The organism is Cobetia sp. 29-18-1, assembly GCF_029846405.1.
GTDB lineage: Bacteria > Pseudomonadota > Gammaproteobacteria > Pseudomonadales > Halomonadaceae > Cobetia > Cobetia amphilecti.
The window spans coordinates 98,872-112,761 of the sequence record NZ_JARWKS010000003.1; the positions used below are offsets into that span (position 1 = coordinate 98,872).

General features: G+C 63.3%; 12 protein-coding genes. 6 read left to right on the forward strand and 6 right to left on the reverse strand.

From position 1 onward, the window contains the following. Nucleotides 1-604: 604 nt before the first annotated feature. Nucleotides 605-2,407, reverse strand: coding sequence for a BCCT family transporter (locus QD208_RS03430; protein WP_234368156.1), 1,803 nt, complete (start codon nt 2,405-2,407; stop codon nt 605-607). A gap of 539 nt (nt 2,408-2,946) precedes the next feature. Between QD208_RS03430 and QD208_RS03435 the strand changes: the two genes are divergently transcribed. Together QD208_RS03435 and QD208_RS03440 are read left to right on the forward strand one after the other, a co-directional pair. Continuing rightward, nucleotides 2,947-3,903, forward strand: a complete 957-nt coding sequence (locus QD208_RS03435; RefSeq protein WP_054557162.1) for a GlxA family transcriptional regulator — start codon at nt 2,947-2,949, stop codon at nt 3,901-3,903. A 138-nt stretch (nt 3,904-4,041) separates the two neighbouring features. Next, nucleotides 4,042-4,959 (forward strand): hypothetical protein, encoded by a 918-nt coding sequence (locus QD208_RS03440; RefSeq protein WP_279835634.1) that lies wholly within the window; start codon nt 4,042-4,044, stop codon nt 4,957-4,959. A gap of 113 nt (nt 4,960-5,072) precedes the next feature. Here QD208_RS03440 and QD208_RS03445 read toward each other — a convergent pair whose 3' ends face one another. From QD208_RS03445 to QD208_RS03465, 5 genes are all read right to left on the reverse strand, one after another. Continuing rightward, nucleotides 5,073-6,119, reverse strand: coding sequence for an alpha/beta hydrolase (locus QD208_RS03445; protein ID WP_279835635.1), 1,047 nt, complete (start codon nt 6,117-6,119; stop codon nt 5,073-5,075). A gap of 120 nt (nt 6,120-6,239) precedes the next feature. Further along, nucleotides 6,240-6,707, reverse strand: coding sequence for a thioesterase family protein (locus tag QD208_RS03450; RefSeq protein ID WP_279835637.1), 468 nt, complete (start codon nt 6,705-6,707; stop codon nt 6,240-6,242). Then, nucleotides 6,707-7,660: an L-carnitine dehydrogenase gene (locus tag QD208_RS03455; protein WP_054557175.1), complete on the reverse strand. Its 954-nt coding sequence runs from the start codon at nt 7,658-7,660 to the stop codon at nt 6,707-6,709. Before QD208_RS03455 ends, QD208_RS03450 begins: the two co-directional genes overlap by 1 nt. Further along, nucleotides 7,657-8,592, reverse strand: a complete 936-nt coding sequence (locus tag QD208_RS03460) for a 3-keto-5-aminohexanoate cleavage protein (protein ID WP_279835638.1) — start codon at nt 8,590-8,592, stop codon at nt 7,657-7,659. Before QD208_RS03460 ends, QD208_RS03455 begins: the two co-directional genes overlap by 4 nt. 280 nt (nt 8,593-8,872) lie before the next feature. Next, nucleotides 8,873-9,910, reverse strand: coding sequence for a LacI family DNA-binding transcriptional regulator (locus tag QD208_RS03465; protein WP_279835640.1), 1,038 nt, complete (start codon nt 9,908-9,910; stop codon nt 8,873-8,875). A 161-nt stretch (nt 9,911-10,071) separates the two neighbouring features. On the opposite strand from QD208_RS03465, the gene ltnD reads away from it, so the two are divergent. From ltnD to otnI, 4 genes are read left to right on the forward strand one after another with little or no spacing between them, the layout of a single operon-like run. Continuing rightward, entirely contained in the window at nt 10,072-11,010 is a 939-nt protein-coding gene (gene ltnD, locus QD208_RS03470; RefSeq protein WP_279835642.1) for an L-threonate dehydrogenase, read from the forward strand. Then, a complete protein-coding gene (gene otnK, locus QD208_RS03475; protein ID WP_279835643.1) occupies nt 11,010-12,362 on the forward strand; it encodes a 3-oxo-tetronate kinase in 1,353 nt (450 codons plus the stop codon). Before ltnD ends, otnK begins: the two co-directional genes overlap by 1 nt. Beyond that, nucleotides 12,359-13,012, forward strand: a complete 654-nt coding sequence (gene otnC / locus QD208_RS03480) for a 3-oxo-tetronate 4-phosphate decarboxylase (protein ID WP_043336237.1) — start codon at nt 12,359-12,361, stop codon at nt 13,010-13,012. Before otnK ends, otnC begins: the two co-directional genes overlap by 4 nt. A 38-nt stretch (nt 13,013-13,050) precedes the next feature. Further along, entirely contained in the window at nt 13,051-13,863 is an 813-nt protein-coding gene (gene otnI, locus QD208_RS03485) for a 2-oxo-tetronate isomerase (protein ID WP_279835645.1), read from the forward strand. The last annotated feature ends 27 nt before the right edge of the window (nt 13,864-13,890 follow it).

Here is a 13,890-nt window from a genome sequence, read left to right on the forward strand (position 1 = left end):
AATTGTTGTAGTTGTTGTGTGAGCTGTCGTTCTAATTGCTGTTTGAGCGTCGCTCCTGCTGCAGCCTGAGTGCCTTGAGGCCTTGAGAGCGGAATCGATACGGGCAAGGCCGGTGGCTAAAGTGGGGGTGGGATTCTCGTTCAGGCCAATGCCGGGGATGGCCAATCTCGAGAGCGCCAAGAGTGTCATGCGTACCTGGCTAGGCACTTTTGCTGTCAGTGTCCTGTCAGCAACGCAACCGGTTGTCAGGCTGAGGGTTGCGCCCTTCCAGACTAGTCAGGCGCGGTGCGTGGACGTTGGAGGTAAGCGACGCCTGCTTGCCACAACACGACGTGAAGAGCATGCAAAAGACGCCAGAAATGACGATGCCCGCTCAGGTGTTGGCCTGAGCGGGCATTGATGACGCGTGGGTGACACGATTGTGACGCTATGGTCACGCGATTCTTATGCTGTGGTCACACACATTCTAATAAATGCGGGTCAGTGAGCCTGTGATCTCGGTGCAATTGCCGAGAGAGCCGTGGCGCTTTTGCTGAGAGCGCCATGTTGCCTTCTCTACGCTTGCATTATGAAACCTTACATTCCGAAACCACTGGCAGAGGGCCTAGCCCGCGTTGGTCTGGCTGACCGCTCGCGGCGTGGCTTGCGGGCCGGTCTTCGGCTGACGACGCGACTTGATCATGCTGCGCGATTCATCGACCAGCGCGACCAGCAGGCCAAGCGTCATGGCGAGGATCACGAAGCTGACCGGCAGGGCAGCAGCCATCAGGACCGTCTGCAGCGCCTTGAGCCCGCCTGCCATCAGCAGCACCGCCGCGACGGAGCCGATGCAGACACCCCAGAAGATGCGGTGACGCGGCAGCGGATCTTCATCGCCCATCGACAGGATGGTGGTGATGACCAGGGTGCTGGAGTCCGAGCTGGTCACGAACCAGCTGATCAGTAGGAAGATCAGCAGCGATGTAAGCACGGTACTAAGAATGTCATTGCTCACCAGCGCATCGGCGGTAGCGAACAGCGCCTCTGGCAGATTCCAGTCGCGAATCATGCCCATCAACTGGCCAGTGCCCGGGCCCATGGCCGCGTTCAGCTCCTGATGCAGCGCGGTGCCGCCGAACAGGGTCTGCCAGATGAAGATGATCAGCGGCGGGGCAATCAGCACGCCGAGGATGAACTCACGCAGGGTGCGGCCCTTGGAGATACGCGCGATGAACAGACCGATGAACGGCGCCCATGCCAGCCACCATGCCCAGTAGAAGATGGTCCAGGCATCCTGCCAGTCGCGCTCGACCGGCGTGCTCGCGACCCACAGCCCCATGGGGATGACGTCACGTACGTAGGAGACGACCGTCTCGCCGAACATGCTGATCAGCCATAGGGTCGGGCCACCGATCAAGAAGCTGCCGACCACGATGACGGACACGCCGACATTCAGCTCGGAAATGATGCGGATGCCGCGCTTGACGCCGGAGACCGCCGAGGCGATGGAAATGACGCTGATGATCGCGATCAGCACGACTTGGGTGCCGATACCCGAGTCGATACCGGTCAGGCGGTTGAGGCCGACGGCGATCTGACTGACACCCAGCCCCAGTGAGGTAGCGATACCGAACACGCAGCCCAGTACTCCCATGATGTCGACGGCATGGCCGATGGGGCCGTAGATGCGGTCACCGATCAGGGGATAGAGCGCGGAGCGCAGTGCCAGCGGCAGATTGCGGCGATAGGCGAAGTAGGCCAGCGTCATGCCGACGATGACATAGACCGCCCAGCCGTGCAGACCCCAGTGGAAGAAGGCCAGCTTGAGAGCGTCGACGGCGCGGGCGTGATCCATCGCCATATGGCCGGCGAGGTCAGCGTGCGGATTGTTGGGATACCCGAAGCCGCCGGAGTTGTCGAAGTAGAACATCGGTTCGGCGACGCCGAAGAACAGGATGCCGATCCCGACGCCTGCCGAGAGCAGCATCGAGATCCAGGTGAAGCGCGAGAATTCAGGGCGGCTATCCGGCGCGCCCAGGCGCAGCTTGCCCCAAGGGGAGAAGACGAGGGCAATGCACAGGCCGATCAGGCCGACGATGGTCACCAGGTAATAGGTGCCGAAAGTGGATTCGATCCAGGCGCGCGCGGCGCCAAACAGGCTGGAGGACAGCTCGGGAGCCAGACCGGTGGCGAGAACGAAAAGCAGCAGCAGGCCGGCGGAGGTCAGGGTCATGCCCTTGTGCATGCCCTTGAGCGGGCCGGAGGTCTCGACGCGCAGGCTCAGGTCCGGCGAATGGTAGCGCTGAGAGCCGACGACTGCCGCGGCGCTGCCATCAGAAGTGGCGTTGTTGGAGGTGGTGTCTTTAGCGGTGGCGTTTTTGGTACTGGCAATGTCAGGTGAGGCGGGATCAGGCTGAGGTGGGGTCACGCAATATCTCCTGTTCGAGCTGGTCGTAGGGCCAGCGTTCCCTGTCGCGGTCACGGCGGAATGACCGTTCATCTGTCGCGAAAAATTGTTGTCGATAAGGCAACGAGATGAAGACGTGAATGCTTGTCGAGAGGCGCAAGAAGACGCTAACTCCCTCAAAGCATTACAATATATTATGTATGGAATTGATTTTGATGGCTACAGCTTCTGGTAAATTGGCTGTGTCGCAAGAGCGCGTTTGCCAGCGAGCCCATTCGGTCACGCAGACTCATTGGCAAGGGCTATCGCGCTGGGGCGTTGTGGCTGTCCGAGAGGCAGAAAACATGCAATGATATTCTTGACGTTATGCGACTCTTGATTGCCTGAAAGCGACAATGCTGGCCGTCTGCTGGGCGCTTTTGGGATAACATTCCGGCGGTGCAGGGTCGTGAGCGGAGCCTGCACCTCAGGCGCTTGCCCTCACGACGTCATTGACGCTGCTTGCGCTCAGCCGACGGGCAGGGCGGATTCACCTTCTTACTCTCTGGAGCCACTGCACGATGCGACTCGATTACATCGGCCCGCTACCGGAAACCATCGGGTTTCTCTTGCTGCCACGCTTCTCGATGATGGCGTTCTTCGCGGCCGTGGAGCCTCTGCGAATCGCCAATCGCATCAGTGGCAAGCCGCTGTTTCGCTGGTTGCTCATCAGTGAGGATGGCCAGCCGGTCACGTCTTCCAGTGGCATGACGCTGGTCGCCGACCACAGCATTCTCGATATTCGCTCCCTGCCTTCGCTGGCGGTATGCAGCGGTTTCGAGCCCGAGGCGCACCTCAATCGCGCCTTGACCGGTTGGCTGCATCGTCTCGATGGCGGAGGCTGTGTGCTGGGCGGCCTGGATACCGGCTGTTTCCTGCTGGCGGCGGCAGGACTGCTGGACGGTGAGCGTGTCACGCTGCACTGGGAAAGCCTGCCGGCGTTTCGTGAGCGATTCCCGACCATCAGTACCTCGGATGAGCTGTTCGAGCTGGGCGCGCGGCGCTTTTCCTGTGCCGGTGGGGCAGCCGCGATGGACATGGCGCTGGATGTGATTGCCCGCCGGCACGGCACGGCGCTGGCGGTGGATGTCTCGGAGCAGCTGGTACACGACCGCATGCGCACGCGGACGGACCAGCAGCGCATGACGTTGGCGCGCCGCCTGGGCACCCACAAGCGCCAGCTGGTGGATGCGGTCGCCCTGATGGAGCAGAACCTGGATACCCCCTTGTCGCTGGAGGAGCTGGCGAAGCGCTGTCGCGTCTCGCTGCGCCAGTTGCAGCGCCTGTTCGAGCAGGAGCTGTCGACCTCGCCGCGGGCCTGGTACCTGCGGCTGCGCCTGGAGCGGGCGCGGCATCTGCTCAAGGAAACCGACCTCGATATTCTCTCGGTCGGGCTGTCGAGCGGCTTTACCTCCAGCTCCAGCTTCTCGCGTGCCTACCGCAACCACTTCGGGCATTCCCCGCGCCAGACGCGCTGAGGCCTGGCTGGTCGCCATCGTCGTGATGACGCTGACGTTAATCGTGATGCAGTGGTGAGGCGGGCCTCTTGCATTATCAGGCTGCTCGCCTCCATTACATGAAGATGCCCTCAGTAAGCCCCAAGGAATGGAGCGCGTATGCAGTTCATGAAATATGCCAGGCAGTTGGCGCGAAACCCGCTGGGGATCATCGCGTTGTTCATCTCGTTGATCTATGGCTTCGCGAGTCTGTTGCTGAATTCGGCGGCCGAGACGCTGACGGTGGCGGAGCGTTGGCCGTTGATCGGTTTCATCGTGGTGTTTCCGCTGCTGGTGCTGGCGGTGTTCTATCGACTCGTGACCCATCATCACGGCAAGTTGTATGCGCCGGGGGATTACGACAAGGACCGCTCCTTCATGCGCACGCTGTCGCCAGCCGAGCAGGAGCAGCGTCTGACTCGCGAGGTGCAGGAGTCGCTGGGGGAGAGTGATTGGCAGCAGGGCGGAGCGGACGCCGAGGCTCAGGAGTCAGCCGCCGCTGAGGATAGCGGGCAGGCCGTCGACGATGCCGATGTCGCGCAGCTGTTGAGCCCGCAGGACGGCGCCGATGAGAAGGCGCCGTTATCGCGTGCCGAGCATCTGGATCATCATCGCCAGCAGATGACCCAGCTGAAGGATGCGGTGCTGCGTCAGATGCAGGAATCCTCCCCTACGGGCGGTGGTGCGAGCGGCGCGATGACGCGGCATGTGCGTGTCGGCGAGACTGATGCCTGCTTCGATGCGTTGCTCGAGGGAGAAAGTGCCCCCTTCACGTTCATTGAAGTGAAGGTGCTCAAGCACTACGCCAGAGCGCAGACGGTGCTGCAAAGTCTGCTCTACGAAGCGCTGCTGGCGGACCGCACCCTGGAGGCCAATTTCAGACTGATCGTCGTGGTCGTGCTGACGGACGATTCATCTCAGGACATGACGTGGGAGCGGCTGGAGCAAGAGTGGCATCAGCGAATCAGTCAGTGCCCGGTCGCCATCGAGCTGCGCTTTATGTCACCGGCGAGTTTGAAGACTTGGCCGATGGTTTGACGCTCGAACAGTGGTCACCGAGCCTTTCTGTTCTTAGCTATATCTGTCACGAGCTACGAAAACGCCCAGTCACGACTATCGTGGCTGGGCGTTTTCGTGCGTGAGGGGCTGCGCTAGCCCAGGGCGCACAAGCGCCGGTCGAGGGCTTCACAGAAGGCCCGCCAGGCGTGCTCCATCTCGGGTAGTTCGTGATGCGCATGTAGTGCTGCATGCACCATGCCGCGTGCGCTGCGATAACCGACATCGGCACCACGCCAGCGCCAGACATCCACCGCTGCTTCCAGCGGTTGGGTCAGTGGGTCATGCTCGGCGGCCAGTATTTCGATCTGGCGGGCAGGTGGCTGCTGGGAGTGGGCCGGTGAGGGGGAGTAGCTGTTGGAGCTATCACCCTCGGCGACGGTTAGCCACATGCTGACCACTTCATCGCGGCCGAGTAGTGGTGCATCCGAGCCAAGCGCGAACTCATTTTCCTTGGCCAGCACGAAGACCGGGTCCATCGGCGGGTAGATCAGCCCCAGCACATAGCTTGTGGGCTTCTTGGGGGCTGGGTGCTCCTGATGGTGGGCCGTCTCCATTTCCGCACCGTGGGTACCGAGGCTTTGCATGCGGGTACCCTGCAGGCCGATGTTGGGCATCTCGGTATCGAGTCGACGCGCCACATCCATCGCCAGTCGTGCGCCGGCGCTGTCACCGACGATAGCCACTGGTTCGACAGTGGCGGAGAGGTGCTCGATGGTCGCCAGGCAATCTGCCAATGCGTCCTGATAGTTGGCTTCCGGCAGCAGGCGATAATCGACACTGACCACCTCACGCCCCAGCTGGGCGGCCAGACTGGAGGCGATGCCCTGATGGCTCTCCGGCGAGCCTATCTGCCAGGCCCCGCCGTGCAGAAACACCACCGGTGCCGGCAGTTGGCCGTCCGCCTTGCGTGCCACCTCCGGGATGAAGTGGCGCAGGCGCAGCGGCGTCGCGCGGCCGGCGATCTCGACGTGATCCTCGTGGGTCGTGACGCCCTCGGCGAGCGGCGCACCGAGTTGCTGGCACAGTTTTTCGTAGCGCCAGCGGGCATCTGCCAGCGGCATCTCTACCATTTCATCCATGCCGCGTGCGAAGGCATCGATGAAGGCGCGACAGGTGATGGGGGAAGGCGTCATTGTCATGAATCGGCTCTCGGCGGGTGTCCCAAGACAATAACACCCCGCCAGAAGACTGGCAGGGTGCGGGTTTCGACGCTAAATCAGCGACTTGTTATCCGAAGCGGACATCGATTGTCAGACGTTTCAGGCCGTCTTGCGGCGGATGGCGATACGGCGACCGGCCGCCTTGGGCCAGTCATCATCGCCTGCCGGCTGGGGCAGGGCGGCAATGCGCTCCGCTACCGATTCCGGGCAGGGCGTCGGGCGACCGCCACTGATGCTCATCGCCATCAACATCTGCTCGCTGGTGGCGATCTCGCCGCCGTCGGCATCCGTCAGGATGAACAGCACATGCTGGCGCTTGGCGTCATGGTCCAGCAGCAGCACCTTGACCTTGAGCGTCTGACCTTCATGCGCTTCCGCCAGATAGCACAGGTGCGTCTCCAGGGTGTAGATGGTCAGGTCGTGTTCGCGACGCCCCTCGGCATCCAGCCCCACGTGCTCCATCAAGGCTTCGACCGCCATCGAGAAGGCACGCGCGTACTCGGCATCATTCATGTGGCCGTTATAGTCGACCCACTCATGCGGTACCGTGATCTCGAGCAGGTCCATCAGATACGCCCCTCGAGACCTTCGGCTTCCGGCCAGTACTTGCGCGTCAGGCTCAAGAGCTCGACCAGGAACTCATCGCGACGACGGTCCAGCTCGGCGACCGGGCGGCCCGCAGCCTGGTATTCGCAGCCTTCCACGACCTTGTCGATCAGCTCGTCGGTCAGCTCCGGCGCTTCGAGTTTGGTCCACGGCAGTTTCAGGGCCGGGCCGAACTGCTCGAGCATGTGACGCATGCCCGGCTCGCCGCCTGCGAGGTGGAAGGTCAGGAAGGTGCCCATCAGCGACCAGCGCAGGCCACAGCCATAGACGACGGCAGCGTCGATCTCTTCGGTGGTGGCGACGCCGTCGTTGACCAGGTGCAGGGCTTCACGCCACAGCGCTTCCATCAGGCGGTCAGCGATGTGACCTTCGATCTCGCGACGCACGATCAGCGGACGCATCGCCAGCTGCTGGTAGTCGTCACGGGCGCCTTCCAGCAGTGCCGGTGAGGTGTGCTCGCCACCGACCAGCTCGACCAGCGGCAGCAGATAGACCGGATTGAAGGGGTGAGCGACGATGACGCGGCCCGGCGCCTTCTTGCAGTCCTGTTGCAGATCGGTCGGCTTGAAGCCGGAGGTGGAAGAGCCGATCACGACGTGTTCTTCGGCCGCCGCGTCTATGGCGCTGAGGATTTCCTGCTTGAGTGGCAGACGCTCCGGCACGTTTTCCTGGATCAGATCGGCGCCGACCACGGCTTCCTCGAGGGTCGCGGCGAAGCGCAGACGATCGACGGAGGCACCTTCTGCCAGGCCATCCTTCTCAAGCGCATGCCAGGCATTCGCGACGAAGGCGCGGGTGCGGGCTTCGGCGTCCGGCGCCGGGTCAAAGGCGACCACATCCCAGCCATTGGCCAGTGCGCGTGAGATCCAGCCATTGCCGATGACACCGGTTCCTACGACAGACAACTGGCTCATGCGACACCTCCAGCGGTTTCGAGTGCAGCGATATCGCCAGCGGTCTTGCCGGTGGACGGATCACGCAGCTTGAGGAATTCACGCGTCTCGGCCGGGGTCATCACGCTGGAACCCAGGTTCTCGATGATGCCGGAGGACTTCTCGACCAGCTGGGCATTGGTCGCCTTCACGCCCTTGGACAGATAGAGGTTGTCTTCGAGACCGACGCGAGCGTGACCGCCCAGCAGCACGGCCTGTGCGACCATCGGCATCTGCATGCGGCCGATGCCGAAGGCGGCCCAGTTAGAGTTGGTCGGCAGCTTGTTCTTCATGGTCAGCATGGTTTCGGTGTCGGCTTCCGCGCCCCACGGAATGCCCAGGCACAGCTGGAACAGCAGGTCGTCGTCGAGCAGGCCTTCCTGCTGCAGCTGACGGGCGAACCAGACGTGGCCCAGATCGAAGCACTCGAGCTCCGGCTTGACGCCAGCGGCCTGCACCAGACGAGCGTGCTCGCGCAGCCAGTCGGCGGTATTGATGTAGACCATGTCGCCGAAGTTCAGGCTGCCGCAGTCCAGGGTGCACAGTTCCGGCAGCAGTTCCTGGATCGGCGCGTGACGCTCGGCCGGGGTCTGGATGTCGGTGCCCGGGCCACCACGAGTCGGGTCGTTGACGTCCGGAATCCAGTCGCCGCCACCACCGGCGGTGATGTTCATGACGATGTCGGTGTCGGCGGAACGCACACGGTCCATGACTTCACGGAAGTGCTCGGTGGAGTGGCTGATGCCGCCGGTCTCCGGATCACGAACGTGAATGTGGGCCACGCTGGCACCGGCCTTGGCGGCCGCGATGCAGTCATCGGCGATCTGCTTCGGCGTCACCGGGACATTCGGGTTCTTGCTGGCGGTATCACCCGCGCCAGTGATGGCGCATGTCAGGATAGTCTTGCGATTCATCGTCGGGCCTCACGTGTCAGAACACTTGTCTGCGGTAAGTCGCAGCGGCCATGTCACCAGACGTCGACCTGCACGTCCCGGTCGCATTGCCTCTGCGCCTTTGTTGAACACAGTGTCGTGAAGTTGAGGGCAGCGAGATGATCAGAAGACGCCGAATACTTTGCGTTTTACGTCAACTTTGCCCAGACCGGGCGCCAACCCGCCCTGACGGAGGCGAATGCATCGGTGAGAAGCCTCGATCGTGAGCCAATCGGGCTTCGCCAGAGGGGGCTTCGTGGCCTCAGGTACTGCCACCGACCCGCAGCGTGAACCCCAGGTCGTGGCTCAGTTCCCCGACGGGTTCACCATTGATGCGCGCCAGCAGCTTGCGCGCTGCCATGCGGCCGATCTGCTCCCGCGGTGAGACGATGGTGGTGAGGCGCGGCGTGACATGCTCCCCGATCGGCAGGCCATTGAAGCCGGCGATGGCGATGTCGTCCGGGATACGCACGCCAAGCCGCGCGGCGGCGAGAATGGCGCCACAGGCCATGTCATCGTTGGCGAAGTGGATGGCGTCGCAGTCAGGGAATGTCGCTTTGATACGCTCAAGCGCCTGAGCACCGCTGGTCATCTGTTGACGCACGGGCAGGTCGAGCAGGGGGGCGTCCTCGATGCCGGCCGCCGCCAGCGCCTCACGGTGCCCGGCATAGCGCATCGCCGCGCGATAGTCGCGATCGAGCTCGGCACCGGCGAAGTGGATCGTGCGATATCCGCGTGCCAGCAGGTGCTCGGTCATGGCGCGCCCAGCGGCGACATGATCCATCCCCACGTTCAGATCCAACCCTTCCCCCAGCTCCATGATCTCAACGATCGGCTGATTCCAGTTCTCCAGTATCTGGTGCGTCGCATCGTCATGGCGCAGCCCTGTCACCACCAGGCCCGCGGCCGACCAGCCCAGAAAGGTACGGATCAGCTGGGTTTCCCGAGCCAGATCGTAATCCGTCTTGCCCAGCAGCAGCTGATAGCCGTGTGCCTCGAATTCGTCCTGCAGGCCCTTGATCACGTCGATGAATACCACGTTGGACAACGAGGGCACGATCACCGGAATCACGCGACTGGAAGCCGAGGCCAGGCTGCCGGCAATCATGTTGCGCACGTAGCCGACCTTCTCGATGGCCGCTTCGACCTTGACGCGTGTCGCTTCGCGCACGCTGTCGGGGCTATTGAAGTAGCGCGAGACGGTGATCGAGGAGACCCCGGCTTCCCGGGCCACGTCATTGAGGGTCGGCTGCATGGCACCCTTGCGGTTGCGGCGGGGAGATGATGGTGGATTAGACATATGTCGCGTTTTCTCATTTGCCGCTTGTCGTGGCTTGGAGCCTAATCTATTAATGATGTTAGCGCTAACATGGTAGCGCTAACATTCAGCGAAGTGTTGGTCGGTGTGCCGCATGAGGCCGCCTTGATCAGCACTTGAACAGCTTCCGCGGGAGATGCGAGATGACAGCAGCAACGACTTCACCGGTGATCGGCCTTGTCGGCCTCGGCGCGATGGGAATGGGCAGTGCGCGCGCCATGCTGGAAGCAGGCCTGGACGTGATCGGCTGTGATATATCGCCCGCCGCCTGTCAGGCCTTCGAAGCGGCGGGAGGCCGCGCCGTTGCCTCGCCGCTGGAACTGGCGGCCGAGTGTCAGGTGGTGGTGCTGGTCGTGGTGAATGCCGATCAGGTCGAGCAGGTGCTGTTCGGGGCGCAGGGAGAGGGCGGTCTAGCCGAGCGACTCGCGCCGGGTAGCCTGGTGATCCAGTGCGCCACCGTGGCGCCGAGCTTCGCGCGTGATCTCGAAACCCGCCTGAACGGCATGCAGCTGGAGCTGCTCGACGCCCCGATCAGCGGCGGCGCCGTCAAGGCACGCAGTGGTGAGCTGTCCGTGATGTCCTCCGGCAGTGAAGCGGCTTACGTCAAGGCGGAACGCGTGCTGGGGGCGATGGCAGCCAATGTCTATCGGCTGGGTGACTACGCCGGGCCAGGCTCGAGCGTCAAGCTGGTCAACCAGCATCTCGCCGGCGTGCACATCGCGGCGGCGGCAGAAGCCATGGCGTTGGGCATGAGCATGGGGATCGACCCCGACACCCTCTATGACGTCATCACCCATTCCGCGGGCAATTCCTGGATGTTCGAGAATCGCGTGCCGCACATCCTCAAGGGCGATTACACGCCGCTGTCGGCCGTCGACATCTTCGTCAAGGACCTGAACATCGTGCACAGCACCGGGCGCGAGCTGAAGCTCGCCATGCCGGTGGCCGGCAGTGCCCTGCAACAGTTCACCGCCGCCAGTGGCGCAGGTTTCGGGCGCGAGGACGACTCGGCCGTCATCAAGGTCTATCAGCGTCTCGGCAGTTTCAGCCTGCCGGCCGCGAATGATGAAGGAGCGCAGTGATGCCGATCGTACTGGGTGGAATCGCCGATGACTTCACCGGCGCGACGGATCTTGCCAACAACCTGGTACGTGCCGGCATGCGCACCGTGCAGGTGATCGGGGTGCCCCAGGTTGCGCTGCAGGAAGGGGCGGCGAACGGGTTGGATCTGACTGAGGTCGACGCCGTGGTGGTCGCGCTCAAGTCGCGCAGCTGCCCGGTGGATCAGGCGATCAGCGAATCCCTCGCGGCGCTTGAATGGCTGAAAGCCCAGGGCGCGCGCCAGCTGTTCTTCAAGTACTGCTCGACGTTCGATTCCACGCCCGAGGGCAACATCGGGCCGGTCGCCGATGCCTTGCTGGAGGCCTTGTCCGCCACGCAGACGGCCTTCGTGCCGGCGTTCCCCATCAACGGGCGCAGTGTCTATCAGGGCCATCTGTTCGTCGGCGACCGCCTGCTCAATGACAGCGGCATGCAGCATCATCCCCTTAACCCTATGACCGATGCAGATATCGTGCGCGTGCTGTCACGCCAGACGCCGCATGGCGTGGGGCTGCTCGATCACGCCACTCTACGCCGCGGCGCGCAGGAGGCCCGTCAGCGTCTGGACGAGCTTGCCCATCAAGACGTGCGTCATGTGGTCTGTGACAGCCTCGATGAGCAGGATCTCGAGGTACTGGCCGAGTCGCTGGTGGATCACGCACTGGTCACCGGTGGCTCTGGCCTCGCGCAGGCCTTGCCTGCCCAGTACCGTCGCAAGGGCTGGCTTGAGCCGATCAATGATGCGGCGGTGCTGACCCCGGCGCAGGGCGCCGCGATGGTGCTGTCCGGCAGTTGTTCTCGCATGACGCTCAAGCAGGTGGCGCACTTCACGCAGCAGCATGCTGCCTTCGCGCTGGACCCTGTCAAGCTCAACGCGAGCGATGCCCACTTCGAGGCGGCGCTGGGCTTCGCCCGTGAGCAACTGGCGGCGACGGACCCCAAGCCATTTCTGATCTACGCCTCGGCCGAGCCGGAAAGCGTCAAGGCGGCGCAGGCGTCACTGGGCGTCAAGCAGGCCGGTGAGCTCATCGAGTGCGCCCTAGCCAGTCTGGCCAGCACCCTGGTCGCGGAAGGCGTCGGGCGTCTGCTGGTGGCGGGGGGAGAAACCTCCGGCGCGGTGGTCTCGGCACTCGACATCCGTGAGCTGCGTATCGGCGGTCAGATCGACCCCGGCGTGCCCTGGACACAGGCACCGCACCCGGCCGCCGGCCCCTCGCAGCCGGAGGCGATGCTCTCGCTGACACTCAAGTCCGGCAACTTCGGGGGGGAAGACTTCTTTACCCGGGCATTCGACGTGCTGGATGCCATGAATCCTCGCGAGGAGAACGCATGAGTCAGTCACAGCACGATATCAACGTGTTGCGTGAGCAGATCGCCACCTACGGCAAGTCACTGTTCGACCGCGGCCTGACCATGGGGTCCAGCGGCAACATCAGCCAGCGGCTGGACGATGGGGGCTGGTTGATGACGCCGACCAATGCCTGCCTGGGGCGCCTGGACCCGGCGCGCATCTCGCGCCTCGACGCCCAGGGCGTATTGATCGATGGCGACGCGCCGACCAAGGAGCACTTCCTGCATCGCGCCATGTATGACGAGCGCCCGCAATCGGGTGCCATCGTCCACCTGCATTCGACCCACTCGGTGGCGGTGTCCTGCCTGCCGGACGTGAATCCCTGCGAGTGCATTCCTCCGCTGACGGCCTATTACGTGATGCGGGTCGGCAAGCTGCCGCTGGTGCCTTACTACATGCCGGGCGACCCCGCGCTGGGCGATGCCGTGCGTGGCCTGGCCGGCAAGCACTGCGCCGTGTTGCTGGCCAATCATGGCCCGGTGGTGGCTGGAAAGACGCTGGAGGCGGCGGTCTATGCCACGGAAGAGCTTGAGGAAACCGCCAAGCTGTTCCTGCTGCTGCAGGGCAAGAACCCACGTGGGATGACCCCGGAACAGGTGGCGGAACTCGAAGCCAAGTTCGGGCGCCCCTGAGTGATGACGTCTTCGTCTGTGAAATCCAAGGATCTGACATGACCCGATTGGCCGCCAATCTCAGCATGCTGTTCACCGAGCATGACTTTCTCGATCGCTTCGCGGCTGCGGCCGAAAGCGGTTTTCGCGGGGTCGAATATCTCTTCCCCTATGCCTATTCCCCGGAAGAATTGCGCGCAAGGCTCGATGAGCACCAGCTGTCGCAGGTGCTGTTCAATCTGCCGCCGGGCGACTGGGAGGCCGGTGAGCGTGGCTTGACCTGTCTGCCGGGGCGCGAGGAGGAGTTTCGGGCCTCGGTGGCAGAGGCGATCCGCTATGCCCAGGCGCTTGATTGTCCGCGCGTGCATGCCATGGCGGGCCTGGTGCCGCAGGGCGCGGATGACGCCATGCGCGCGCGTTGCACCGAGACCTATATCAGCAACTTGCGTTACGCCGCCGCCGAGCTTGAGAAGGTCGGCAAGACACTGTTGATCGAACCGATCAACCCGCGCGACATGCCCGGCTTCTATCTGAGCGGCCAGGCGCAGGCACGCGAGATTCTCGCTCAGGTCGGCGCCGCCAACCTCAAGGTGCAGTTCGATCTCTATCACTGCCAGATCGTCGAGGGCGATCTGATCCGCAATCTGGAAGCGCAGTTCGCGCATATGGGCCATGTGCAGATCGCCGGCGTGCCGGACCGTCACGAGCCGGATGTTGGGGAAGTGCATTATCCGGCGCTGTTCGACCGGCTGGAGAGCCTTGGCTACAACGGCTGGATCGGCTGTGAATACCGTCCGCGGGGTGAGACGCGCGCAGGCCTCGGCTGGGGTCGCGCCTTCGGGCTCAACGACGGCCAGTCCGTCACCGCCTGATCACGACTCAAGACAGCAGAAACGCCA